This is a genomic window from Streptococcus taoyuanensis (assembly GCF_029589235.1).
GTDB lineage: Bacteria > Bacillota > Bacilli > Lactobacillales > Streptococcaceae > Streptococcus > Streptococcus taoyuanensis.
In genome coordinates, this window is sequence record NZ_JARQVW010000001.1 from 113,094 (window position 1) to 137,078 (window position 23,985).

The 23,985-nt window shown below is 43.4% G+C and carries 25 protein-coding genes; 3 read left to right on the forward strand and 22 right to left on the reverse strand.

All coding sequences use genetic code 11. The features are described 5' to 3' along the window. Positions 1 to 118: 118 nt before the first annotated feature. The 22 genes from P5Y91_RS00505 to P5Y91_RS00610 all read right to left on the reverse strand — a co-directional run bounded on the left by P5Y91_RS00505 (position 119) and on the right by P5Y91_RS00610 (position 20,989). Entirely contained in the window at positions 119 to 958 is an 840-nt protein-coding gene (locus P5Y91_RS00505) for a thymidylate synthase (RefSeq protein WP_150906156.1), read from the reverse strand. A gap of 90 nt (positions 959 to 1,048) precedes the next feature. Continuing rightward, complete coding sequence (locus P5Y91_RS00510; protein ID WP_061590583.1) at positions 1,049 to 2,008, reverse strand: ROK family glucokinase; 960 nt, start codon at positions 2,006 to 2,008, stop codon at positions 1,049 to 1,051. Positions 2,009 to 2,094: 86 nt separating this feature from the next. Further along, complete coding sequence (locus P5Y91_RS00515; protein ID WP_024055631.1) at positions 2,095 to 2,613, reverse strand: hypothetical protein; 519 nt, start codon at positions 2,611 to 2,613, stop codon at positions 2,095 to 2,097. Positions 2,614 to 2,622: 9 nt separating this feature from the next. Continuing rightward, positions 2,623 to 4,491 (reverse strand): ABC-F family ATP-binding cassette domain-containing protein, encoded by a 1,869-nt coding sequence (locus tag P5Y91_RS00520; RefSeq protein WP_277838707.1) that lies wholly within the window; start codon positions 4,489 to 4,491, stop codon positions 2,623 to 2,625. Then, positions 4,488 to 5,699, reverse strand: coding sequence for a CCA tRNA nucleotidyltransferase (locus P5Y91_RS00525; protein WP_277838708.1), 1,212 nt, complete (start codon positions 5,697 to 5,699; stop codon positions 4,488 to 4,490). Before P5Y91_RS00525 ends, P5Y91_RS00520 begins: the two co-directional genes overlap by 4 nt. Beyond that, positions 5,696 to 6,463, reverse strand: a complete 768-nt coding sequence (dapB, locus tag P5Y91_RS00530; RefSeq protein WP_277838709.1) for a 4-hydroxy-tetrahydrodipicolinate reductase — start codon at positions 6,461 to 6,463, stop codon at positions 5,696 to 5,698. The genes P5Y91_RS00525 and dapB overlap by 4 nt, the downstream gene beginning before the upstream one ends. 10 nt (positions 6,464 to 6,473) lie before the next feature. Continuing rightward, positions 6,474 to 7,322 (reverse strand): DegV family protein, encoded by an 849-nt coding sequence (locus P5Y91_RS00535; RefSeq protein WP_003010964.1) that lies wholly within the window; start codon positions 7,320 to 7,322, stop codon positions 6,474 to 6,476. Positions 7,323 to 7,325: 3 nt separating this feature from the next. Then, positions 7,326 to 7,700 (reverse strand): DUF1149 family protein, encoded by a 375-nt coding sequence (locus P5Y91_RS00540; RefSeq protein ID WP_003001888.1) that lies wholly within the window; start codon positions 7,698 to 7,700, stop codon positions 7,326 to 7,328. Positions 7,701 to 7,831: 131 nt separating this feature from the next. Continuing rightward, positions 7,832 to 9,799: a PTS fructose transporter subunit IIABC gene (locus P5Y91_RS00545; RefSeq protein ID WP_277838711.1), complete on the reverse strand. Its 1,968-nt coding sequence runs from the start codon at positions 9,797 to 9,799 to the stop codon at positions 7,832 to 7,834. Beyond that, positions 9,796 to 10,707, reverse strand: a complete 912-nt coding sequence (gene pfkB, locus P5Y91_RS00550) for a 1-phosphofructokinase (RefSeq protein ID WP_031573073.1) — start codon at positions 10,705 to 10,707, stop codon at positions 9,796 to 9,798. The genes P5Y91_RS00545 and pfkB overlap by 4 nt, the downstream gene beginning before the upstream one ends. Beyond that, positions 10,704 to 11,447 (reverse strand): DeoR/GlpR family DNA-binding transcription regulator, encoded by a 744-nt coding sequence (locus P5Y91_RS00555; protein WP_031573070.1) that lies wholly within the window; start codon positions 11,445 to 11,447, stop codon positions 10,704 to 10,706. The genes pfkB and P5Y91_RS00555 overlap by 4 nt, the downstream gene beginning before the upstream one ends. A 227-nt stretch (positions 11,448 to 11,674) precedes the next feature. Beyond that, positions 11,675 to 13,996, reverse strand: coding sequence for a CAP domain-containing protein (locus P5Y91_RS00560; protein ID WP_277838712.1), 2,322 nt, complete (start codon positions 13,994 to 13,996; stop codon positions 11,675 to 11,677). A gap of 138 nt (positions 13,997 to 14,134) precedes the next feature. After that, the gene (gene trmD / locus P5Y91_RS00565; RefSeq protein WP_031573066.1) at positions 14,135 to 14,851 is read right to left on the reverse strand and encodes a tRNA (guanosine(37)-N1)-methyltransferase TrmD; all 717 of its coding nucleotides are present in this window, start codon (positions 14,849 to 14,851) and stop codon (positions 14,135 to 14,137) included. Continuing rightward, entirely contained in the window at positions 14,841 to 15,359 is a 519-nt protein-coding gene (gene rimM / locus P5Y91_RS00570; protein ID WP_014713408.1) for a ribosome maturation factor RimM, read from the reverse strand. Before rimM ends, trmD begins: the two co-directional genes overlap by 11 nt. A gap of 53 nt (positions 15,360 to 15,412) precedes the next feature. Continuing rightward, positions 15,413 to 15,745, reverse strand: coding sequence for a MazG nucleotide pyrophosphohydrolase domain-containing protein (locus P5Y91_RS00575; protein ID WP_277838713.1), 333 nt, complete (start codon positions 15,743 to 15,745; stop codon positions 15,413 to 15,415). A 42-nt stretch (positions 15,746 to 15,787) separates the two neighbouring features. Continuing rightward, positions 15,788 to 16,027 (reverse strand): RNA-binding protein KphA, encoded by a 240-nt coding sequence (kphA, locus tag P5Y91_RS00580; protein ID WP_003001620.1) that lies wholly within the window; start codon positions 16,025 to 16,027, stop codon positions 15,788 to 15,790. Positions 16,028 to 16,047: 20 nt separating this feature from the next. Next, entirely contained in the window at positions 16,048 to 16,320 is a 273-nt protein-coding gene (gene rpsP / locus P5Y91_RS00585) for a 30S ribosomal protein S16 (protein WP_003007475.1), read from the reverse strand. A gap of 123 nt (positions 16,321 to 16,443) precedes the next feature. Further along, entirely contained in the window at positions 16,444 to 17,133 is a 690-nt protein-coding gene (gene pynA, locus P5Y91_RS00590; RefSeq protein ID WP_277838714.1) for a pyrimidine 5'-nucleotidase PynA, read from the reverse strand. Next, the gene (locus tag P5Y91_RS00595) at positions 17,133 to 17,627 is read right to left on the reverse strand and encodes a YkgJ family cysteine cluster protein (protein WP_003001664.1); all 495 of its coding nucleotides are present in this window, start codon (positions 17,625 to 17,627) and stop codon (positions 17,133 to 17,135) included. Before P5Y91_RS00595 ends, pynA begins: the two co-directional genes overlap by 1 nt. A 231-nt stretch (positions 17,628 to 17,858) precedes the next feature. Beyond that, the gene (locus P5Y91_RS00600; RefSeq protein WP_277838715.1) at positions 17,859 to 18,503 is read right to left on the reverse strand and encodes a hypothetical protein; all 645 of its coding nucleotides are present in this window, start codon (positions 18,501 to 18,503) and stop codon (positions 17,859 to 17,861) included. A gap of 155 nt (positions 18,504 to 18,658) precedes the next feature. Next, on the reverse strand, positions 18,659 to 20,485 hold the full coding sequence (gene lepA, locus P5Y91_RS00605) for a translation elongation factor 4 (RefSeq protein WP_031577086.1): 1,827 nt from the start codon (positions 20,483 to 20,485) through the stop codon (positions 18,659 to 18,661). 66 nt (positions 20,486 to 20,551) lie between these two features. Further along, entirely contained in the window at positions 20,552 to 20,989 is a 438-nt protein-coding gene (locus tag P5Y91_RS00610) for a GNAT family N-acetyltransferase (protein WP_277838716.1), read from the reverse strand. Positions 20,990 to 21,184: 195 nt separating this feature from the next. Between P5Y91_RS00610 and P5Y91_RS00615 the strand changes: the two genes are divergently transcribed. The 3 genes from P5Y91_RS00615 to pepT are packed head-to-tail and all read left to right on the forward strand — an operon-like array spanning position 21,185 to position 23,981. Then, on the forward strand, positions 21,185 to 21,940 hold the full coding sequence (locus P5Y91_RS00615) for a LexA family transcriptional regulator (RefSeq protein WP_195487576.1): 756 nt from the start codon (positions 21,185 to 21,187) through the stop codon (positions 21,938 to 21,940). Then, positions 21,937 to 22,758 carry a Cof-type HAD-IIB family hydrolase gene (locus P5Y91_RS00620; protein ID WP_277838717.1) on the forward strand — a complete coding sequence of 274 codons (822 nt, stop codon included), beginning with the start codon at positions 21,937 to 21,939 and terminating at the stop codon, positions 22,756 to 22,758. Before P5Y91_RS00615 ends, P5Y91_RS00620 begins: the two co-directional genes overlap by 4 nt. A gap of 2 nt (positions 22,759 to 22,760) precedes the next feature. After that, positions 22,761 to 23,981: a peptidase T gene (pepT, locus tag P5Y91_RS00625; RefSeq protein ID WP_277838718.1), complete on the forward strand. Its 1,221-nt coding sequence runs from the start codon at positions 22,761 to 22,763 to the stop codon at positions 23,979 to 23,981. Positions 23,982 to 23,985: the final 4 nt, after the last annotated feature.

The window sequence follows — 23,985 nt, forward strand, 5'->3', positions numbered from 1 at the left end:
CCGAACGATATTCAAAATGTTTTGACTCAAAAATGAGTAAAAATTTTTAGCTAGAATTATTTTATATCTAAAAGGATTTCACTCATAGATAAGGGCATCAAAAAACCTTGATTTATCACTAAATCGCAAGATCAAACTTCAACTGTGGCTTCACCGGATCATAATCGACCAACTCAAAATCTTCTGGTTTGATGTCAAAGAAATTGGTCCCGTCTGGAACATTCAAGACCAAGCGCGGTTGGCAATCAGAGGGCTCGCGACGGAGCAATTCTTCAGCTTGTTCAAATTGGTTGTCATAGATGTGAAGGTTATTAATGAAGTAAAAGAACTTCCCAACCTTCCAGCCAAAGTGCTTAGCAATCATCATCTGAAGAGCTACATATTGCATGGCATTGATATGGTGAGCCACCAACATATCATTCGAACGCTGGGTCAGGGTCGCATCTAGATAGATTTCCCCATCAACCCGCCGTACGTCAAACATAGTCTGAAAAGCACAGGGTAAGAGTCCGTCTGTCTCCTCAAAGGCATCATAATCCCAGAGCGAGATGATATTGCGGCGATTCCAAGGATTGGCCTCTAATTGCTTGAGGATCTTATTCGTAATGTCATGCTTTTTGACGACAGCTCCGTAGCGTTGTCCAATCGTCCGGCTGTCTCCCACTTCCCAATCATTCCAGTAGTGGACATTGTACTTGTCTTCTAAAAGATCTAAGCTATTCGACTGATCCTGGTAGATCCAGAGCATTTCTTTGATAGCTGATTTAATCGCGATGGGACGAAGGGTGGTAATGGGAAACTCACCTTTTGCGAGGTCGAATTCCATAAAGGCTCCCGTGATGTACTTGGAGTTGGCCGTTCTACCATCCTTGTACTTGGGACGCGCCTGCTCTGACCAGACTCCTTCTTCCATGATTTTTCGAATGTTTTCTTTAAAAATTGTATCTGCTTTTGTCATATACTCTCCTTGAATCCAGTTTTGTCTTCATTATATCACAGGAGACAGAAAAAAAGGAGATCCCAGCACGAGCCAGATCTCCATTTCATCTTATTGTAATACAAGGGATGCAGCACCGATTACACCAGCATCATTTCCCAAAGTAGCAAGTGCCAATTGAGTCGATTCACGCACTTGTGGGAATGAGTTTTCTTCAAAGACTTTGCGCACACCATCCAAGAGGAAGTCTCCAGCAGCGGAAACCCCACCACCGATAACGATCTTAGATGGGTTCAAGGTTGAACCGATGTTAGCAGCAGCAAGTCCAAGGTAACGTGAGAAGTTCTTGTAGACGATCAAAGCAAGAGCATCGCCTTCTTTTGCTAGATCAAAGACAGTCTTAGCTGTTACTTCTTCACCATTGTCGATCAAGACTTTCAATTGAGCGTCCCCTTCGTACTCATCTGCGTAGCGACGAGTCAAGTTAACGATCCCAGTTGCTGAGGCAACCGTTTCAAGACAGCCTTTTTTACCACAGGTACATTGGATTGGATCATCAAAGTCAACTGTGATGTGACCAAGTTCCCCAGCAGCTCCACGCACACCGTGCAAGAGACGACCTTCAGCGACGATCCCACCGCCGACGCCAGTACCAAGGGTCATGAAGACGACATCCGGTTGGTTTTCACCAGCCCCTTTCCAACGTTCACCCAAGGCAGCAACGTTGGCATCATTATCAATAAAGAATGGAATATGAAGGGCAGTTTCGATCTTTTCTTTGACTGGTTGAAGCGTCTTCCAGTTCAAGTTGTAGGCACCGATAACTGTACCTTTTTCACGATCAACGACACCAGGTGAACCCATTCCAATTCCTTGGAACTCAGAAGCATCCAGCCCAAGCATTTTCAAGCGATGCGCGATAGATTCGATCATATCATCTACGATATGGCTACCTTCATCCAAGATATTTGTTTTAATAGACCATTTTTCTTGAACTTCCCCATCCAAAGTAAGGATGGCAAACTTAATTGAAGTTCCTCCAAGGTCAATCCCAATAATTTTTTTAGACATCTGTAACTCCTTTCAAACTTGTAAACACTTACAGATCTATTATATCAGACTTTTTATCAAACGCAAAGGTTTGCACGTAACTTTTCTTAACTTTTTAACAAGAGACTAAAGGATTGAAATCCTAAAATGAGGAAAATCAAGCCAATAATATTTAATAGAAAGACGCTTATCGAGAGCGGACTAACGATTAAGAATAAGCCGATGAAGAGCTGTAGCAAGGCAAAGAAAATATAACGCTTGGACAGTTCCTCAACCTTCCTAGAGTAGAAATTGGCTTTTCGGAAGTTTAAAATCGAACGATAGATCAGCCAAATTCCTAAAGTAACTGGAAAGACAATCGGCAAGGTCTTGTAGCCATAGAGCAGTAAGTAGACCGCAAAAACCAAGGCGACCATACTGTGAAAGAGCTGTTGCTGCTGAATGATACCAGCTTGGCGCAATCGGTAATAGCGTGAAAAACGCGAAAGGGAGATTAAAAAGAAACCACAGGAAATCAACCAGCTAAACGAGCCGATGTGCTCAATTGGATTGATAAACAAGACAATACCGATAATGGTAAAAATAGTAGCTGAAATCCCAAGGGATATCCGGTTCAATTGATTCATAGGGCCTCCTTATTCATCTAATTCGCTCAGGTATTCATAGCGATCGTACTTCTCAAGCAATCGCTCATTTTCCTGATCCAATTCCTTTTGAAGGGCTGACAATTTGCCAAAGTCAGAGCCGTTTTCATTCATCTCCACTTCAATCTCTGCGATCCGATTTTCAATGGCTTCGATATCTGCTTCAATACTCGCCCACTCTTGCTTTTCCATATAGCTCATGCGCTTCTTCTCTTCTTTTGGCTTGACAGGTTTCTCTTTTTCAACCTTGTGACTGGCCGTTACTTGAGCTGCTTCAAAAGCTTTTTCATCCAGGTAATCCGTATAATTGCCAAAGAACTCCCGAATGCCCCCGTTTTCAAAAGCCAGGATCTTGCTTGCCACCTTGTCTAGGAAATAGCGGTCGTGGCTAACGGTAATAACGGGACCTCCAAAGTTTTGAAGGAAGTTTTCCAAAACTGTCAGGGTAGCGATATCCAAGTCATTGGTTGGCTCATCGAGGAGAAGCACATTGGGTTTTTCAATCAAGAGTTTTAAAAGAAAGAGGCGCTTCTTCTCACCACCGGAAAGTTTTTCGATCAAGGTTCCGTGCATGGAACGTGGGAAAAGAAATTGCTCCAAGAGATCTGCAATTGATGTCGTCCCAACGGTTGTCTTCACTTCCTCAGCAACTTCCTGGAGAAAATTTATCACGCGCTTGCTCTCATCCAAACCATCAATCTGTTGAGAGAAATAAGCCACCCGCACGGTTTCTCCGATAATGACTTGCCCTGACTGAGGCTGTAGTCGTTCGGCGATCAGATTGAGTAGGGTGGACTTGCCGACGCCATTATCCCCGACGATCCCGATGCGGTCCTTATTTTGCACCAAGAGGTTAAAGTCCTGTAAAATCGGCTTGTTTTCAAAAGCAAAACTCACATCTTTAAACTCGATGACTTTCTTTCCGATTCGGCTGGTCTCAAAGTTCATCTCCAAATCTGTCTGGTTGCTTTGACCAGACAAGTCTTGCTTAAGATCATGGAAACGATTGATCCGAGCCTGTTGCTTGGTCGCACGCGCCTGAGGTTGACGCCTCATCCAGGTCAACTCCTGCTTATAGAGTTGCTGCTTCTTATGAAGAAGGGCTGCATCACGCTCGTCTTGCTCAGCCTTTAAGCGAACATAATCCTGGTAGTTGCCCTGATACTCGATCAAGCTAGCTCGATCCAACTCAAAGATCCGTGTCGAGATATTATCCAAGAAATAGCGATCGTGGGTAATGAAAAGCACAGTTTTCTTAGAGTTCTTCAAGAAATTGGTCAACCATTCGATGGTATCAATGTCCAGGTGGTTGGTTGGCTCATCTAGTAAGAGCAGGTCGTGGTGAGACAGCAAAACTTGTGCCAGTTGCACCCGACGACGCAAGCCCCCAGATAGATCTCCAACTTTGGCGTTCAAGTCTTCAATTCCAAGCTTAGAAAGGACTGTCTTAACCTGACTCTCGATTTCCCAAGCATTAAGCGAATCCATCTCCGCCATGACCTTTTCAAGACGGGCTTGGTTCTCTTCTCGGTAATCCGCCATCAAGTATTCATAATCGCGAATGAGCTGCATTTCGCGCAAATCACTAGATAGCACCGTATCCAGAACCGTCTTTTGATCATCAAAGTCAGGTTCCTGCGTCAAATAACCAATCGTATAATCACTCTTGGCAGAAAAAGGACTCACATCTCCATCAAAGCCAGAGCGACCCGATAACACATCTAACAGCGTGGTTTTTCCAGTTCCATTGACCCCGATCAATCCGATCCGATCCAAGTCATGAATGATAAAGGAAATCTCACGAAAGACGGTCTTATCTCCGACAGATTTGGTTAATTTATCGACAATAAAATCGCTCATTTTTCCTCCTCTTTTGCTTGCTGGATATAGGCGATGATGGCCTCTTTTTCATTGGCCAGTTCCCCATCGACAATGGCATATTCAATTTTTGTCAAAATCTCTCCCAAGGCTGGACCTGGTTGAAAACCATATTCTTTGATCAGCATACCGCCATTGACCACCACTTCATGCTTATCATGAATGGTCAAGCTATCATAGACACGCTCAATGGCCAAATAATCCACACTCAAGGCATAGGCTTCACGGAGCTCTTCAGCCACTAGCAACAAACGCTTCTCATACTTGTAACAGGCACGCTTGTCTAGACTTCCTTTTTCTCGGAGTTTTAGAATCTCCACGATCTGCTCCACCGTCTTGGCAAAGTCTCTAGAGGTCTTCCATTTCTTAAAGAATTTTGGAATATCTTTAATCTCTAGTGCTAAGACCAAAGCAGCCCAGGCTTGCTCAGAAGTTGAAAAGGTATATTCTAGCTCTATGTCAAACAAACGCTCGATCGCTTCTTTACGATCCTTCATCTCTGGCAGATAGTGATAGGCTCCACTGGCCAGCATAGCCTCCAAACCTTGTCTCCAGTATGGAGAAAGCAAGAGTTTATCAAACTCGATGAAGGTACGCTCTACTGAAATCTTCTCAAGTAAGGGAGCACACTCCTTCATAGCGTCAAAGGTTGCCTCTTCTAATTCAAAGCCGAGACTGGCCTGAAAACGAAAGCCTCGCATGATCCGGAGAGCATCTTCGTTAAACCGTTCATGAGGAAGGCCAACCGCCCGAAGGACCTTGTTTTCTAAATCTTCTAGTCCATGAAAGAGGTCAACAATCTCTCCTTTTTCATTTAAGGCAAAGGCATTAACCGTAAAATCACGACGCTTGAGGTCTTCTTCTAGCGAGCGCACAAAAGACACGGAGCTTGGACGGCGATAATCTACATAGACATCCTCCGTCCGGAAGGTCGTGATTTCATATTCTTGCCCATTTTCAAGGACCAGGACGGTCCCATGTTCGATACCGACATCTACTGTGCGTTCAAAAATCGCCTTGGTCTCTTCTGGGTATGAGGAGGAAGCGATATCGACATCGTGAATGGGACGATCCAAGAGGGCATCTCGGACAGATCCCCCGACAAAATAGGCCTCAAAACCAGCTGCTTTAATCTTCTCTAATATTGGTAAAGCCTCCTGAAACTCAGAAGGCATCTTTTCTAATCTCATAGTAAGTGTTCCAAACCATAAACAAGCTCATGACGCTTGACAACTTCTTTAATTCCTAGATTTACTCCTGTCATGAAGGAAACACGATCGTAGGAATCATGACGGAGAGTCAACCCTTCGCCTTGGCTACCAAAAATCACCTCTTGGTGAGCGACTAGGCCAGGCAATCGAACCGAATGGATGCGCATCCCTTCAAACTCTGCTCCTCTTGCTCCAGGCATCAACTCTTCTTCATCTGCTGCACCTTGCTGGATCTTCTCGCGCTTCTCAGAGATCAACTCAGCTGTCTTAATTGCTGTTCCACTCGGTGCATCTTTTTTCTTATCGTGGTGCAATTCGATAATTTCCACATTCGGGAAATACTTGGCTGCTTGCGCTGCAAATTGCATCAAGAGCACGGCTCCGATGGCAAAGTTCGGCGCGATCAAGCCACCCAAGCCCTGTTCACGTGAAAGGTCTGTCAATTCTTGGATCTGCTCGGGAGTGAATCCAGTCGTTCCCACAACAGGCGCAAAGCCATTCTCAATTGCAAAGCGAGTATTCTCGTAAGCGACCTTGGGCATGGTAAAGTCCACCCAAACATCTGCCTCTAGACCCGCAACATCTTCTTTGCGGTTAAATACAGGGACTCCTGCAACCTCTGTCTCATCAGTAAATGGATCGATCAAGCCGGCTAATTCTAGCTCAGGATCTTCTGAAACCATCTTGTAGGCTGCTTGTCCCATTCTTCCCTTGAAACCTGCGATAATGACTTTAATTGACATAGAATTCTCCTTAAACGATAGGGATATACCCAACTGCTAAGCTATGGTCACCTAAGTGCGTCCCGATAACCCCTCCAAAGGTAGCAAAAGGAATATCACCTTCCACTCCTTCTTCAATGAGCAGTTGGCGAAGTGCTTCTGCTTTTTCAGGGACATTGGCATGGATGACAAAGACTTGGTAATGACCATCTGCGATATCTGATACAACAATCTCTACCAAGCGTTTCATGGCTTTCTTTTCCGTCCGGACTTTCTCAAAGACCTCAATCACACCTTCATCATTAAAATGAAGAATAGGCTTGATGCTCAAAAGGTTCCCAAGAATAGCAGCCCCATTTGACAGACGGCCACCTTTAACCAAGTGGTTCAAATCATCCACCATAATATAGGCGGAGGTTCCATCAATCTGGTGTTGGACATTGGCAACAATCTCATCAAAGGAACGGCCTTCACCAGCCCATTTCAAGCAGTCTTCTGCCATCATCCCTAGAGGAGCACTGGTGATTTTTGAATCCGGAAATTCGACGGTCAAGCCTTCGAATTCGTCCTTCAAATATTGGATATTTTGGTAGAAACCTGAGATACCAGATGACAAGAAAAGACCGATAGCATGCGTATAGCCCTTAGCTGTCAAACCAGATAAGACTTCTTCTAACTCTGCAACACTCGGCTGGCTAGTCTTTGGCAATTCCTTAGAGGCAGCCATCTTTTGGTAGAACTCATCGTGTGTCAGGTTCTTCCCTTCAACATAAGACTCCCCATCGATATAGATCGGGATCTCTAAAATAAATAAGTCGTCGTGATGGAGCACGTCTTGCGTTAAATAGGCAGACGAATCCGTGATCACTGCTAATTTCATTGATTAAAACTCCAAATTAATACCCGGTAAATCAAGGGCAATTTCTGTGACTTCGTAAGTCAAACGGTTGAGCATATTCAAGCAAGGGCGAGCCAATTCTTCCACTTCGTCTTTGCTGAATTCGCTTGGTTCATTGACATAACGACCAAACAAGTGGTTGATTTGAGTGATGGTTCCGCTGATCACAAAACCGTCAAAAACGATCATGTAGCTCAAGATGACAATCAAAGAAGTTGTGTTTTGTTCTTGATCACGATTGATCAATTGAAAGTTTACATCTACTTTTGTTTCAGGGATGCCATTTTCTTTTTCCCACTCAAAATTACGAGCATCATAGTGGTATTGGCTGACAAATTCTTTTTCACGTTGAATATCCATTTTTATTCTCCTAAAAATATGCGATAGGCTTATTATATCATAATTCAGCTCAAGATACCAACGTAGAATGAGGTGATTTTTTCGCTAGTACAAGAAGAAAAGGTTGGGAGTCCCCAACCTTTTAATCATATTTAGTTTTTAGGTTTGCGAAGCAATCCGAACAAGATACCACTTACAACTGCACCGATCAATACGAACAAGATGTAAAGAAGTGGATTTGATGTTAGGGCGATAACGAAGATTCCTCCGTGAGGAGCCATGAGTTTCAAGCCTGCAAGACCAACAAGGGCACCTGTCAATGCTGAACCTGCGATGAAGCTTGGGATGGCACGAGCTGGGTCAGCTGCACCAAATGGAATGGCACCTTCTGTGATGAAAGAAAGACCCATAACAATGTTTGTCAAACCAGAATCGCGTTCTTCTTGTGTGAATTTATCTTTAAACAATACAGTTGCTACGAATACTGCCAATGGAGGAACCATACCAGCTGCCATAACAGCTGCCATAACAATAGAACCACCTGAAGCAACAGATTCAGCAAGTGTACCTGTAGCGAAGACATAAGCGGCTTTGTTAACTGGTCCACCCATATCGACAGCCATCATACCGCCGACGAGAAGTCCAAGAAGGACAGCTGAGCTACCTGACAAGCTTGAAAGGAAGTTGTTAAGACCAGTATTAATGGCAGCCATTGGAATATTGATGAGGAACATCAAGAATCCTGTCAAACCAACACCAAGCAATGGCAAGAGAAGGATTGAACGGATACCATCGAGTGAACGTGGAAGACCTGCAAGGGCTTTGCGAAGTAAGAGAACAATTCCACCTGCAAGGAAACCACCTACCAAAGCTCCAAGGAAACCTGATGATACGGCTGCTGGTAATTCACCTTTAGCAGCACCGTAGGCGATATTTCCAAATGCTGACCCTGAGCTAGCAATAGATCCAGCGATAAACCCTGCTACAAAACCAGGTTTTTCAGCGATTGAGAATCCAATGTAACCTGCAAGTACAGGAAGCATAAAGCCAAAGGCTACTCCACCAATTGTTTTAAATTGTGCTGCTAATACATGATAAGAACCAAGACTAGACAATTGATCTTGAGGCACACCCATAACTTGGTCAATCAAGAAAGCAAGGGCGATCAAGATACCACCACCGATAACGAATGGAAGCATTTGAGAAACCCCACTCATCAGGTGTTTATAGAAGGCTCCACCCAAGCTCAATTTTTCTTGGCTAGCGCTAGCTTGTGCAGCATTTTCAGCGTGGAAGACATCTGCTTTGCCATCCAAGATGGTTTGGATCAATTCTTCTGTCTGACGGATACCGGCTGCGACTGGTTTAGAGATCAATTTTTTGCCATCGAAACGAGCGGTTTCAACTGCTTTATCCGCTGCAATGATCACTCCTTCAGCTTTGGCGATTTCTTCAGCTGTCAAGCGGTTGCCGACACCAGATGCACCGTTGGTTTCAACGCGGACCGTAACACCCATTTCTTCACCTTTTTTGATGAGGGCTTCTTCTGCCATGTAAGTGTGGGCGATCCCTGTTGTACATGCTGTAACGGCAACGATGAGAGGTTTGTCAGATGAAGCTGCTTCTTTGACTGCTTCTGCTTTTTTCGCTTCTTCAGCTGCAGCTTCTTGCTCTTCTGCATCAAAGGCAGCGATCACTTGATCAGGAGTGCTTGCTTGGCGAAGTTTGTCCGCAAATCCTGGTTTCATCAAGTACTTAGACAATTCAGCAAGGGCTGCCAAGTGAGTGTCGTTTGCTCCTTCTGGAGCTGCGATCATGAAGAACAAGTCTGTTGGTTGTCCATCAAGCGAAGCATAGTCCACACTCTTGTTAGATTTCGCAAACAATACCGTTGCTTCTTTGACTGCTTCATTTTTGCTGTGGGGCATAGCAATTCCGTCACCCAAACCAGTTGAGGTTTGTGCTTCACGGTTCATAATCCCAGCTTTGAAAGTTTCAAAATCTGTCACCACACCATTGTCAACGAGCGATTGGATCATCTCATTGATCACGCCTTCTTTATCTGTTGCTTGAAGATCAAACAACATCACGTTTTTATTTAAAACGTCTTGAATTTTCATAGTTTTTCTACCTCTACTTTTTCATAAGTTTCTTTAATATAGTCCGCTGTCGCCAAATCATCTGAGAAGGTGGTCGCTGTTCCACAAGCCACGCCCCATTTGAAGGCTTCAATGACATCTCCTGTCGTTGCGAGCTTCCCAGTGAAGCCTGCTACCATAGAATCTCCAGCTCCGACTGAATTCTTCACTTGCCCTTTGATTGGTTTTGCGAAGTAAGTACCGCTTGGACTGACAAGGAGAGCACCATCACCCGCCATGGAAATAATGACGTTTTGTGCTCCTTTGGCCAAGATTTCTTTGGCATAGCGTTCGATTTCTGGCAATTCCGTCAAGGTAACGCCAAAAATATCTCCCAACTCATGGTTGTTTGGTTTGACCAATTGTGGATTAAACTCCAAGGAATCAATCAAAGTTTGCCCTTCAAAGTCGCAAACGACTTGTGCACCTGTCGCACGAGTTGCTGCGATCAATTGTTTGTAAATGGCATTTCCAAGTGAAGATGGGGCAGATCCTGCAAAGACTACCACATCATCTGCTGTTAAGCTCGATAAGATGTTGAGCAATTCTTGCAACTGAGCTTCCGTTACTTCTGGACCATTCCCATTGATTTCTGTTTCCTCATCAGCCTTGATCTTGACATTGATCCGTGTATCTTGGTCCACTGTCACAAAGTTGGTGGAAATGTCTTCGCTGGTCAGTACGTCTTCAATGAAACGTCCGGTGAAACCACCGATAAATCCAGTCGCTGTGTTCTCGATATCGAGACGCTTCAAAACACGACTGACATTGATCCCTTTACCACCGGCAAATTTATCTTCCGAAGCCATCCGATTGACCGCTCCGGTCTCTACATGATCGAGACGGACAATATAGTCAATTGCTGGATTCAGTGTAACTGTATAAATCAAACCTCTATAACCTCCGTTTTTTCTTTTAAAACCTTTAATCGTTGCGGTTCACTTTGATTGGTGATAATCATGGCTCGCTTAATAGGAGCCACTTTGACAAAGGATGTCACCCCAATTTTCGAATCATCCGCTAGGATATAGGTTTTTTTCGCATTTTCGATAATCGCACGCTTGACAGATCCTTCTTCCAGGTCTGGAGTGCTGTAAAATTCATCATCGATTCCATTCATTCCAAGAAAAGCCTTGTCAAAATTCAACTGACCGATTTGATTGAGCGCGATCCCTCCGATACTAGCATCTGTAGAAGATTTTACCTTCCCACCGATGATGACCGTCGGAACATTTCGCTCGACCAACTTGGTCGCATGGTGAATCGAGTTGGTCACCACGGTTACTGTTGGATTGACAATTTCTTGTACCAAAAGTTCATTGGTCGTCCCGGCATCGATAAAGATCACATCATGATCTTTGATCAATTCCGCTGCTTTTACAGCGATCTTTGACTTAACTTGAATGTTTTTGATAGATTTTTCTTTATTGCTTTCTTCCTCTTGAAGAAAATGCAGGCTTTCCGCACCGCCGTGAACCCGGCGAAGTTTACTTTCAGCTTCTAATTCATCCAAGTCACGTCGAACTGTTGATTCAGACGTCCCCAGCTCTTGTACAAGGGTTTCTAAGGAAACAAATTTTTCCTTCAGTACCTTCTCGAGGATGAATTGTTTTCGTTCAGACTTAAGCATTTCTCCTCCTTTTGCAATCGATTACAAGGACTATTATACTCCATCTCCAAAAAATGTCAACACTTTTTATCATTTTCTGTCATTTTCTTTCAAACATTCTAAAAGTGTACAAAAAAAGCAGGAAAGAACTCATTTTGTTAAGCGAGTTCTTTTCCCACCCTCATATATCTTCTTTGAAGATTTTAAGCAATAAAGTGTCTAAGCATCCACTCTATCTTCGGTATGTCTTAATCATTTTTTGAAGATTGTTTCTTTTTCTTAAAACCAAACAATCCAGCAAGTAGCCCGACAGCAACACCTGTTGTTGCTACTGCATATTTAGAAGAATCTGCACTTGCCACAGCTTGGCTGTTTTCTTTTTTCGGTTTGATTTCTTCTACTTTGGCTTCTTGTTTTGGAGCTGGAGTAGCTGTTGGTGCTTGCACTTGTGGACTATTGGTAGTTGTTGGAAGAACCGTTGGTCTATCCGAGAAAGTTGTTGGATTGCTTGAGCGGATATCCATTGGCATATCTGCTGCTTCTAAAATAGCTGGATCCATTCGTGACGCTAGATCTTCATATTGGGAATTCAACAGTTCCACGACACTTTGATAAGATTGAAGAGTTGTGAATTCTTCTTCCAATTTTTCTTTTTTATTCTCTAAATTAGCCACCGCAGCTGATAAAACGGATTGGGCTTTGACCAATAATTCTGGAGCATTTTTAAAGTCAGAAAGACGTTTTTCAGCTGCAACCAGGCGCTCTTGAGCTGCCTTCAAGCCCTCATGCGCTTCTTGAACGACTTGGGCTTTTTCTGCTTCTTCTGCTTTTAAACGATCTAATTTCTCACGCGCAGCCGCTAACAAATCTTTCGCTTTTTGAAGGGCTGCTTCTTTTGGTTGGATCGCTACTTCAATCCGACCTCGAGATACATCAAGAGTCGCCTTCGCCTTTTCAACCGCATGGTCCTTGCTAACGAGAAGAATCTTGTAATTTTGGATGGTCTTTTGGACATTGGCCATCTCTACTGCCACATTCGAATTGGCATGGCGGGCATCTTCTAACTTACCTTGCAAGATAATGATTTGAGACTCTTGATTGGCCTTGTCCAGCTTGAGATTAGCGACTTCATCAGATTTTGCTTTCACATCTGATCTTGTCGTCGTGGCCCCAGCTCCCTGACGCAATTGGTAAGCGAGTGCACTGGTTGACACTGCTGAATGGACCGGGCTGTGTAAGAAAGCTGCTTCTGACATGGCATTGCTAGGGTCATAAGCGACTGATAAAGCTGTCGCTTTGTTGTCTACCATTTGGAGGTAATGACCAACCTTAGCAAAGGCCTCAGCCCCAATCTTCATATAGATATCGTTGGCATCAATTTGAGTTTCGTCTGTTGGTAGACCATATTGAGCCGCTACTTCTTGATAAGCCGCTTTTTCATTGTACCAAAAGTCAACCGCACCAGCAGGTGAGAAGCCATATGCAATGTTCTCGTTTGGCAAATACTTAAACATATGCCAGTTGGCTTTTTTGAAGTATTCCAACTGTACTTGACTGGCAGGAAGGGAATAAGGATCCAGCTCCAATTCAGGCAAGCCGGCATTGCGACGATAGCTATTGATGGCATCCGCAATTTCAAGAGCTCGAAGGTTGGCTTGCAAAGATCCAGACTCTCCAACTGTCAAGCCATCTTCTTCCCGACCACGCTTGTAGAGGGCTAAAGCACTCGCTGCAGCTTCATTGCCATTCTCGGCTAAGTGTTGCAAATAACCTTCATAAGTCGCTTGACTCAACTGAACTGGGCTATTGGCCGCTGCTTGTTCTAAGGCTGCCAATTCTGTTTCCTTGGTAGCGATGACCGCTTTCAAATCTGTCAGACGCGTTTGAGCCAGTTGAATATCGTTCTCAATTTGAGCCACTGCATCTGAACCGGTTTGCTGACTCGCTTGCAAGGTTGCCAGATAATTTTGAGATTCTCGAATACTTTGCTCGACTTGACTTTGCTCTACCAAGGCTTGGTTTAACACATTCTCATCATTAGAAATTGGCGCTTTGGCTTGATTTAATTCATTTTGTGCTACGTCAACCAAAGATTCTTGAGCTGTGACCTGGTTTTCTTGTTGACGAACAGCCTCTACGACTTGGTCATGTGCAGCTTCCGCCTCTTGAACCTTATTCTCTTCGATGGTCACATAGGCTTGCGCCACCTTAACGTCATTTTCTGCTTTCTGAACTTGTGCATTCGAAGTCGTTGCGATGAGGTTTTCCGCCTCTGTCACTTCAGATTTCTTTTCTTCCAACTCTTGACCAGCCGCCCTAACATCCGTCTGAGCATCGATCACTTTTTGCTCTTGGTAGTGGACATCTTTCACCACTTGCCCTTTTTGAGCTGTAATTTGCTTCAACTCATCAACTGTAATTGGTTTTTCGACTACTTCCGTACTGTTGGTTTCTGGATTATCATTTTGCTTGACCTCTTCCGCACTAGCCTTATGATGAAACATTCCAGACAGTACCGTTGTCGCCGCAACTCCTGTCGTAAAAACCGATTTTCCTAATTTCTTTCCCATTAACCTCACCCCCAAAACTGAATCATTTTCTTGAAGTTTCTCTACCCCCTAGCATACCACATTTTGTTACCAATAACTAGTAGGTTTAAAAAGTTTTTTTCATAAAATTTTGGGGCAAAAGAAAAACAGTTGACGCTGTTAGTCTTCTTGTTTAATTTGTTCCAACATCTTCACTTCTTCTGCTGTCAATTCGTAGTTTTCTAGCAGGTCAGGGCGACGCTCCAAGGTCTTTTTCAAACTCTGATAGAGGCGCCATTGACGGATTTTTTCATGGTGGCCACTCATGAGGACATCAGGAACCGTCATTCCTCTGTATTCATAAGGCCGTGTGTATTGAGGGTATTCTAGAAGGCCAGAAGAGAAACTGTCATCCTGGTGGCTGGACTCTTTGCCGATCACTTCTGGAATCAAGCGGACTGTCGCATCAATCATGGTCATGGCAGCAAGTTCCCCACCTGTCAGGACATAATCCCCCAGTGAAATCTCATCCGTTACTAAGGTTTTGATCCGCTCATCGTAGCCCTCATAGTGACCGCAGATAAAGATCAATTCATCTTCTTGAGCTAATTCTTCTGCGTAAGATTGATCAAAGGTCCGACCTGCTGGATCAAGTAAGATCACGCGCGGATTCTTTTTCTCAATCGCATCAAAGGCGTCGAAGATGGGCTGAGCACGTAAGAGCATGCCTTGGCCGCCACCATAGGGCTCATCATCCACATGCCGCGCCTTCTCAGCATTTTCACGGAAATTATGGTAGTTGATCTCAAGGAGTCCCTTTTCACGCGCCTTTCCGACAATCGAATGCTCCAAAGGCGAAAACATCTCTGGAAAGAGGGTTAAAATATCAATCTTCATCGTCTAACCCTTCTAAGATATCCACATCCACTCGATTTCCTGGAATATCAATATTGAGGACCACTGGTGGGATATAAGGCAGGAGAAGGTCACGTTTTCCTTTGCGTTTCACGACCCAGACATCATTGGCACCTGGTTGCAGGATTTCCTTGATTTGACCGATCAGCTGGTCATTTTCGTAAACATCAAGGCCGATGATCTCATGGTAATAAAACTCGCCATCCTCCAAATCCGTCAAGTCTTCTTCCGCAACCTTGAGGCTAAAGCCTTTGAATTTCTCGATGGCATTGATATGGTACATATCCTTAAACTTGATGATATCAAAGTTCTTGTGCTTGCGGTGACTAGCAATGGTTACCGTTTGGACAAAACGATCCTTTTCATCAAAGAGAGCCAACTCTGCTCCTTTTTTAAAGCGCTCTTCCGCAAAGTCTGTCACAGACAAGACCCGCATCTCACCTTGTAAGCCTTGGGTATTGACAATTTTCCCAACGTTAAAATAATTCATGATTTCTCCAGTGTAGTTTATTCACTCTATTTTATCACGTTCAAGGGATTTTCTCAAATGCTCTTTTCTGCTAGAAACTGCTCCAAATCCTTCTCGTGCTGGTATTTGACAGCTGCTGTTTTATCCTTTTTAAAGATGGTTTTAGTGAGGTCGATGTCATTGATAGCTGCGATAGCGACTGTATAGTGAATGATATCAGCCAGTTCTTTGGACAATTCCTCATTTGAGTCCTTAACCCCTTCTTTTCGTCCAGAACGACCATTTAAGACCTCGGCAACTTCCCCAACCTCTTCGACGAGCTTGATAAACAGACCTTCTTCCGTACGACTGTCTTTGTAATGTTCTTTTAAATAGGCTTGTAATTGCCGAATGGTCACTTCTTTCATAGCTTCTCCTTGTAACAAAAAAACGGGACAGAGTCCCGCCTTTTATTTTTCGTCAATAACGATTCTTACTTTTTTATCTTCAGTTGGGACAGAGTAGACAATCGTTCTTATCGCAGAAATGGTGCGACCTTTTCGACCGATTACACGACCAACATCGCTAGGATCAAGGTCAAGATGGTACTCCAAAAATTCAGGAGTATCTTCGATCTTGATGGTTAAAGCATCCGGTTGTGAAATCAAGGGTTTCACAATTGCAATAATGAGATTTTCAATCGTATCCATACATCAACCTACTTAAAAAATTATTTTGAGAATTTAGAATCGTGGAATTTCTTCATCACACCAGCTTTTGAAAGGATGTTGCGAACTGTATCTGAAGGTTGAGCTCCGTCAGCCAACCATGCAAGAACGCGATCTTCTTTCAAAGTTACTTGGTTTTCTTCAACAAGTGGATTGTAAGTTCCAACTGTTTCGATGAAACGTCCATCACGTGGTGAACGTGAATCTGCTACGTTGATACGGTAGTAAGGTTTTTTCTTAGAACCCATACGAGTCAAACGAATTTTAACTGCCATTTTTATAAGTCTCTTTTCTATATTTTAATTTTCGGTGAAATAGACAAGCTATTTAGCACATGATCTATTATAACACATTTTATAGACCTGTCAAGAAAAAAACTTGACAGTATTTAAATTTTTTTATTTTATCAGTAGATCGGCGATTTCTTGATAGTTGCTAACGGTATAAGTCGGCACTGCTTGGCTGGTATTTGCCTTGTGATCAGGATTATACCAGACAGTATCAATCCCCGCAGCATTTCCTCCTGTGATATCCGCCGTCAAAGAATCTCCGATCATAAGGGTCTCTTCCTTGCTGAACCCTGGAATCAGTTGGCCAACTTTTTCAAAAAATGCAGGTTCAGGTTTCTGAGTATGAAGCTGCTCAGAGATAAAGACCTCTTTGAAATAAGGTGCGATTGTAGAATGAGCCAAGCGTCCTTCTTGAATGGCTGTCACTCCGTTCGTTGCACCATAGAGCTGGTAACCCGCTTTTTCAAGTCGAGCCAGTAATTCCTCCGCACCGTGGAAAGACTGCCCTTGAAGACTGATGTAATCTTGGTAGCGAAGAGCTATCTCAGCTCCATCAACTGTGATTCCAAAGTGGGCAAACCCAATAGCAAACCGACTATCCACTAGCTCTTGCTTGGTCAACTTCTTTTGCTCCAAATCCTTCCAGAGACCTTGGTTCATGGGTTTGTAGTAATCCTTAAAGGCCTGTACATCTGGAAAATTCATGTCTTCTAACATCTGAGTCAAGGCTGTTTCTTCAGCAGATTCAAAGTCCAACAAGGTATGGTCCAAATCAAAAAGTAAAAATCTATATGCCATTACAAACGATCCTTCAATTTTTCTACAAATAAATAAGCTGCCGGGCAAGTGAGGGTATTCTTGATGGTCAGATGGTTGATCTGATAAATCTTCTTGCGATCGGTGTGAGGGAATTCCCGACAAGCTTTTGGTCGAACATCATAGATGGAACAGAGATTGTCCCCACCAAGAAAGGGGCAAGGCATGGATTTAAAAACCTTGTCCCCATCTTCGTCAACTTGAAGAAATTCAGCCTCAAAGGCAGGAAGCTTCATCTTGAAATATTTGGCGATCCGTGTGATATCGGCTTCCTTAAAATCGGGCCCTAAGGTTTTGCAGCAATTGGCACAAGCCGTACAATCGATTTCTTGGAAAACTTCATCGTGGATTTCTTGCGCTATTTTATCTAAATTCTTAGGTGGCTTCTTCTTGAGATTTGCCAATACCTTGCGGTGCTCCTTTTGCTTTTGGAGAGCTAACTGATGGTATTTTTCAATATCAATTTCCTGTGTCATCCTCTATTTCCTCTTCTAAACAATAGAAGCATTATACCACAAAGACCGTGAAAAAGGGAGTGGGACAGAACTTCGACTAATAAGGAGAGTTCGTTTTCCCACCCCCGCACAGTTGATTAGGCTATCTTTGGAGCTTAAAAAGCGAACAAAGATACCAATCAACCACTGCGTCATACTGTTATTCTTATCAAATATCGAAGACTGGATAGTTTAAGCCAACCTTCCTCTTGATTAATCGGTCACGGCACCTGTTCCATCTAGGCTCCAAGTGTTTTCAATGTATGGGATAAAGGTTTTCAAGGTTTCTGCATCCCCTTCAAAAGAAATGGTATAAACTTTTTCACCCTTCTGGAAGATCCAGGTAATCAGGTATTGACCAGATTTCATGACAATTTGAAGCTGGTAGGCGTCCAGACCTGCGACTTTAGTCCGCGCTCCCGTCATCTTCCCAACATCCTGATTATCTTGCCACATTACGGCCAGTTTCTTGGCTAGAAATCCAGCATTAAACTCGATATCCGCAGGAACTTTGGCCTTTTCCCGCGTAAAGCTGTTCAAGGTGACAATATTATAGCCACTGCCATCTGTATATTGGACAGCTTCTGTCCCATCGATATCCGTGAACTTGAACCATTTACTTGGAATATCGATGTATCCATAATCTGCATTACCAATTCGCTTGGTTTCTTGACTGGAAGTGTTTTTCTTTGTAGAAGAAGTATCCTTTGACGAAGAGCTGCTTGTTTGCTTTTCGACTTTGCTGCTACTTTCTTTTGTAGAAGAAGCTGCTGTGTCCTTTTGAGTAGTGTGACTACAAGCCATTAATGTGCAGGCAGAAAGAATCGTCAATGATGTGACCAATAATTTACGTTTCATGCTCAACCTCCTTGAGAACGTTTTCTTTCCTCTAGTCTACCATGAAAGTGGGTATTTTAAAATAGGATAAGTGTCACATCTGATGGAACCTTTCTATTTCAGTTCATTTTTTTCAAGCCTAAAACAAAAAGTGCCCTTTTGAGGCACTTTAAATGTTATTCTTCATCCATTGACAAGACAGATAAGAAGGCTTCCTGTGGTACTTCTACAGATCCGATGGCCTTCATCCGTTTCTTACCAGCTTTTTGTTTTTCAAGAAGCTTGCGTTTCCGTGAGACGTCCCCACCATAACACTTGGCCAAGACGTTCTTACGAAGGGCCTTGATATCTGTACGGGCCACGATCTTATGACCGATGGCTGCTTGGATAGGCACTTCAAACTGTTGACGAGGGATAATCTTCTTGAGTTTCTCAACAATCAACTTACCACGCTCATAGGCAAAGTCCTTGTGAACGATAAAGCTGAGGGCATCGACGGTATCGCCATTGAGAAGGATATCCATTTTAACCAATTTAGATGGACGGTATTCAGACAACTCATAGTCAAAGCTCGCATAGCCACGAGTAGAAGATTTCAATTTATCAAAAAAATCAAAGACAATTTCTGCCAGGGGAATTTGATAGATGACATTCACCCGATTTTCATCGATGTAATCCATGGTCACAAAATCCCCACGTTTGCGTTGGGCCAGTTCCATCACAGCCCCGACAAACTCTTGTGGCACCATGATTTGTGCTTTGACATACGGTTCTTCGATCGATGCGATCTTGGTTGGATCTGGAAACTCAGAAGGGTTTGAGACATCCAGTGCTTCTCCATCTGTCAAATTGACCTTGTAGATAACAGACGGTGCTGTCATGATCAAGTCAATGTTGAACTCACGCTCCAAGCGCTCCTGGATAACGTCCATATGAAGGAGACCCAAGAAACCACAACGGAAACCAAAACCGAGGGCCTGAGAAGTTTCCGGTTCAAATTGAAGACTGGCGTCATTCAATTGCAATTTTTCCAAGGCTTCACGAAGATCATTGTATTTGTTAGATTCGATTGGGTAAAGACCGGCAAAGACCATTGGATTCATTTGCTTGTATCCATGTAGTGGCTCACTTGCCGGATTGGAAGCTAGGGTCACCGTATCCCCGACGCGGGTGTCCGCAACGGTTTTGATAGAAGCCGCAATATAGCCGACGTCTCCAGTTGCAAGGAAATCACGTCCAACTGCTTTAGGAGTAAAGATCCCAACTTCTGTGACATCAAAGGTCTTACCATTGCTCATGAGTTGGATCTTATCGCCTGGTTTAACCATTCCATTGACCACACGGACCTGAAGAATTACCCCACGATAGGCATCATAAACAGAGTCAAAGATCAAGGCTTGAAGAGGGGCTTCAACATCCCCAGTCGGTGCTGGAACTTTCTCAACGATCTGCTCCAAAATCTCTTCAATCCCAATACCAGCTTTGGCAGAGGCTAGGACAGCTTCACTAGCATCCAAGCCGATGACATCTTCTACTTCTGTGCGCACACGTTCTGGATCTGCAGCTGGCAAGTCAATCTTATTAATGACTGGCAGGATTTCCAAATCATTGTCCAGCGCCAGGTAAACGTTGGCTAGAGTCTGGGCTTCAATCCCTTGAGCGGCATCCACTACGAGAATGGCACCTTCACAGGCAGCAAGCGACCGCGAAACCTCATAGGTAAAGTCCACGTGTCCTGGTGTGTCAATCAAGTGGAAGATATAGGTTTCCCCATCTTTAGCCGTGTAGTTCAATTCGATGGCGTTCAGCTTAATAGTAATCCCACGTTCCCGTTCCAGGTCCATGCTATCTAGGAGTTGGGCTTGCATCTCGCGACTAGACACGGTTTCGGTTTTTTCTAAGATTCGATCGGCCAAGGTTGACTTTCCGTGGTCAATATGGGCGATGATCGAGAAGTTCCGAATCTTCTCTTGTCGTTTTTTTAATTCTTCAAAATTTGGCATAATCATCTTCCTAGTAAATTTAATCGTACTCTTCATTATAACAAAAAAGATAGGCCTTTGCCTATCTTAATTCATTATTTTCAAAAATCGCTTTTGCGTTTTATTTCCCTCATATCCAATCCGTTCATAAAAGACATGCGCTTCTTTACGATGAGAGGCAGAATTTAAACGGATAAAAGCATAATGCTTGCTTTTGGCAAGTTCTTCAACTCGCTCCATCAATTGGCGACCGATCCCACGTCCTTGAGCAGAAGGGAAAACAGCAAGTCCCAAAACATTTAGACCAGCGTCACTATAGAGACTTTCATAAACTTCCGCTTCCACATAACCAAGAATACGTCCTGTTTGGTCCTCTTCATAAACAAAGCAAAAGTGACCCGAATCTGGCGAATTAAATTTATCAATCTGAGCTGCCACTTTCTCCAGGGTCGAATCATACCCCAATGCTTGGTGACATAAATCTCTAATTTGACCTGCATCTTTGACTTGAACAGTACGAATCATACCTTCACCTCCATGAACCCTATGGTATTATCTTAGATCATTTTCCTCAAAAAGTAAAGGAATATCTGATAAAATTCAAAATGAAAATCCGATTTAGATCAAATTCATCTTTTTTCGCATTTCTCAGGGATTTCTATTTACTTTTTCGATTTAATTCATTATAATAGTAAGGGTAAATACAAGGAGGTGAGTACGTTGGCCAGAGGTCGTGGAAAAGCAAGCCCTCAAGACAAAGAGGCATTACGGATTATATCGGAAAAGATTAGAGAATTACTGAAAGAACAAGGGAAAAAGCAGATCGAATTATCTCGTATTACTGGAATCCCTGCAAGTACCCTGACTGGATATGTAAAAGGAACTTCTCTTCCCGTTCCCGAAAATTTAGAGAAGATTGCAGCCTTTTTCCAGGTAGCAGTTGCTGATATTGACCCTCGATTGCGCAATGATTTTGTAGTCATTGATTCAGAGATTGAACGATTATATAAACAGCTCGATGAAGGAAATCAAGAAAATCTTCTCTCTTATGGAAAAAGTCTCTTGACCCATCAAAAAGAAAGACAGAAGATTGAAAAGCAATACCACTCTTATTCTGTCTATGATTCTTTTGCAGCATACCAAAATAAGAAGCAAGCTGATATCGTGTGGTTTGATCAAAAGATTCCTTACGATTTGGCTTTTTGGATTCATACGGATTCCCTCGAGCCTAAATACGAAAAAGGGGCCGTTGTGTTAATCAAGCAAACCTATTATGATCAGGCAGGGGCTATTTATGCCATTGATTTTGATGGACAGACCTTGATCAAACGTGTCTTTCGTGAGGCCAACGGTATTCGACTGGTTTCCCTCAATAAGAAATATAGTGATCAAATCATTCCACTAGATGAGGAACCTGGTGTGATTGGAAAAGTGATTGATGGCTTTGTGCCTCTTGATTTGGAGGAAATCAAATGATTAAATTAATTGCGATTGACTTGGACGGAACTCTTTTGCATGAGGATAAGACTCTCTCTAAAGGCAATATTGAAGCTCTTCACCGGGCCCATAAAGCCGGCTATGACATTGTGATCTGTACTGGGCGCCCTTTAGCGGGTGTACGTCCTATCTTTGAAGAGATTGGACTACCTGATGGTAACTACTATATGATTATCAATAACGGGTGTACAACCTTGTCTACTCAGAATTGGGAAATCATTGGCAAGGAAGAATTGAGCCTTGAGGACATGCACCGGTTGCAAGTTTTGACGGAAGATACAGACGTTCAGCTAACCTTATTTGATATGGATCACTACCTAGTGGTTGCACCTGAAGCCAGTGAACTTGTCACGATGGATGCGGGCATTGTTAATAGTAAACCGACACCTGTCTCAGAAGAAGATCTGCCTGACCTTGTTCCTATTTTTCAAGCCATGTACGTAGGAGCTCCTTCTGCTATTGATGACTTCCAAGCTCAGCACGAGGCTGCATTAGAGTCCGATTTTAACACTGTACGTTCACAGGATATCTTGTTTGAAATTCTGCCAAAAGGTGCCAGCAAGGCTTCTGCTCTTCAAGCATTAAGTCAAACATTAGGTTACAGGAGAGACCAGGTCATGGCTCTTGGAGATGCCAATAATGACCTTGAAATGCTACGTTTTGCTGGCTACAGCGTCGCTATGGGAAATGGCAATGCTGCTGTCAAGGAAATCGCAGACTTCATCACCCTGACCAATGATGAGGATGGCGTGGCCCATGCTATTCACAAATTAATTGAAACTGAAAAAGGAGAATGATCATGAAATACCAAAATTTGTTGGACCGTTTTATTACCTATGTAAAAGTTAACACACGCTCAGACGAAAATTCTACAACCACTCCAAGCACCCAATCACAAGTTGATTTTGCAACAAACGTCTTGATCCCTGAAATGAAACGCGTGGGTCTTCAAAACGTCTACTATTTACCAAACGGCTATGCTATTGGAACACTTCCAGCTAATGATCCAAGCTTTACACGCAAGATTGGATTTATCTCTCACATGGATACCGCTGACTTCAATGCCGAAAATGTCAATCCACAAATTGTTGAGAATTATGATGGGGGTGTCATTACCCTTGGTGACTCTGGTTTCACACTCGATCCAGCTGATTTTGCTCATTTGAACAACTACAAGGGACAAACCTTGATCACGACGGATGGTACTACTCTTCTGGGTGCAGACGATAAGTCAGGTATCGCTGAAATCATGACAGCTATTGAATACCTGACAGCTCATCCTGAAATCAAACACGGAGAAATCCGTGTCGGCTTTGGTCCAGATGAAGAAATTGGAGTCGGGGCAGATCAATTTGATGCAGAGGATTTTAACGTAGACTTTGCCTATACTGTCGATGGTGGTCCTCTTGGAGAGCTTCAATACGAAACCTTCTCAGCAGCTGGAGCTGAAATCACCTTCAAAGGACGCAATGTCCACCCAGGTACAGCCAAAGGTCAAATGATCAACGCTCTTCAATTGGCCATTGATTTTCATAACAAACTCCCTGAAGGAGCACGTCCAGAATTAACTGAAGGCTATGAAGGCTTCTACCACTTGATGAACATCGATGGAACTGTCGAGGAAGCAAGTGCCAGCTACATCATTCGGGACTTTGAAACTGAAAGCTTTGAGAAACGCAAAGACCTTATGCAATCTATTGCTGATCAGATGAATGCGGAACTCGGTAGCGAACGCGTTCTCCTCACCCTCAAAGACCAGTACTACAACATGAAGCAAGTGATTGAAAAAGATATGACGCCGATTACCCTTGCTAAGGAAGTCATGGAAGATCTTGGAATCACTCCAATCATTGAACCGATCCGTGGTGGTACAGATGGATCTAAAATTTCATTTATGGGGATTCCAACACCAAATATCTTTGCCGGTGGCGAAAACATGCATGGTCGCTTTGAATACGTTAGCCTCCAAACCATGGAACGCGCCGTTGATACCATTATCGGTATTGTGACCAAAAAATAAGAAA

What these genes read in the sequence shown, in the direction of transcription:
- kphA (WP_003001620.1), bottom strand. Translation starts at nt 16,027, where the DNA reads ATGGATACGATTGAAAATCTCATTATTGCAATTGTGAAACCCTTGATT.
- P5Y91_RS00595 (WP_003001664.1), bottom strand. Translation starts at nt 17,627, where the DNA reads ATGACACAGGAAATTGATATTGAAAAATACCATCAGTTAGCTCTCCAA.
- pepT (WP_277838718.1), top strand. Translation starts at nt 22,761, where the DNA reads ATGAAATACCAAAATTTGTTGGACCGTTTTATTACCTATGTAAAAGTT.
- P5Y91_RS00505 (WP_150906156.1), bottom strand. Translation starts at nt 958, where the DNA reads ATGACAAAAGCAGATACAATTTTTAAAGAAAACATTCGAAAAATCATG.
- rpsP (WP_003007475.1), bottom strand. Translation starts at nt 16,320, where the DNA reads ATGGCAGTTAAAATTCGTTTGACTCGTATGGGTTCTAAGAAAAAACCT.
- P5Y91_RS00575 (WP_277838713.1), bottom strand. Translation starts at nt 15,745, where the DNA reads ATGAAAGAAGTGACCATTCGGCAATTACAAGCCTATTTAAAAGAACAT.
- P5Y91_RS00610 (WP_277838716.1), bottom strand. Translation starts at nt 20,989, where the DNA reads ATGATTCGTACTGTTCAAGTCAAAGATGCAGGTCAAATTAGAGATTTA.
- P5Y91_RS00545 (WP_277838711.1), bottom strand. Translation starts at nt 9,799, where the DNA reads ATGAAAATTCAAGACGTTTTAAATAAAAACGTGATGTTGTTTGATCTT.
- P5Y91_RS00535 (WP_003010964.1), bottom strand. Translation starts at nt 7,322, where the DNA reads ATGAAATTAGCAGTGATCACGGATTCGTCTGCCTATTTAACGCAAGAC.
- P5Y91_RS00620 (WP_277838717.1), top strand. Translation starts at nt 21,937, where the DNA reads ATGATTAAATTAATTGCGATTGACTTGGACGGAACTCTTTTGCATGAG.
- rimM (WP_014713408.1), bottom strand. Translation starts at nt 15,359, where the DNA reads ATGAATTATTTTAACGTTGGGAAAATTGTCAATACCCAAGGCTTACAA.
- P5Y91_RS00525 (WP_277838708.1), bottom strand. Translation starts at nt 5,699, where the DNA reads ATGAGATTAGAAAAGATGCCTTCTGAGTTTCAGGAGGCTTTACCAATA.
- P5Y91_RS00520 (WP_277838707.1), bottom strand. Translation starts at nt 4,491, where the DNA reads ATGAGCGATTTTATTGTCGATAAATTAACCAAATCTGTCGGAGATAAG.
- dapB (WP_277838709.1), bottom strand. Translation starts at nt 6,463, where the DNA reads ATGTCAATTAAAGTCATTATCGCAGGTTTCAAGGGAAGAATGGGACAA.
- lepA (WP_031577086.1), bottom strand. Translation starts at nt 20,485, where the DNA reads ATGCCAAATTTTGAAGAATTAAAAAAACGACAAGAGAAGATTCGGAAC.
- P5Y91_RS00555 (WP_031573070.1), bottom strand. Translation starts at nt 11,447, where the DNA reads ATGCTTAAGTCTGAACGAAAACAATTCATCCTCGAGAAGGTACTGAAG.
- P5Y91_RS00540 (WP_003001888.1), bottom strand. Translation starts at nt 7,700, where the DNA reads ATGGATATTCAACGTGAAAAAGAATTTGTCAGCCAATACCACTATGAT.
- pynA (WP_277838714.1), bottom strand. Translation starts at nt 17,133, where the DNA reads ATGGCATATAGATTTTTACTTTTTGATTTGGACCATACCTTGTTGGAC.
- P5Y91_RS00510 (WP_061590583.1), bottom strand. Translation starts at nt 2,008, where the DNA reads ATGTCTAAAAAAATTATTGGGATTGACCTTGGAGGAACTTCAATTAAG.
- P5Y91_RS00515 (WP_024055631.1), bottom strand. Translation starts at nt 2,613, where the DNA reads ATGAATCAATTGAACCGGATATCCCTTGGGATTTCAGCTACTATTTTT.
- P5Y91_RS00560 (WP_277838712.1), bottom strand. Translation starts at nt 13,996, where the DNA reads ATGGGAAAGAAATTAGGAAAATCGGTTTTTACGACAGGAGTTGCGGCG.
- P5Y91_RS00600 (WP_277838715.1), bottom strand. Translation starts at nt 18,503, where the DNA reads ATGAAACGTAAATTATTGGTCACATCATTGACGATTCTTTCTGCCTGC.
- trmD (WP_031573066.1), bottom strand. Translation starts at nt 14,851, where the DNA reads ATGAAGATTGATATTTTAACCCTCTTTCCAGAGATGTTTTCGCCTTTG.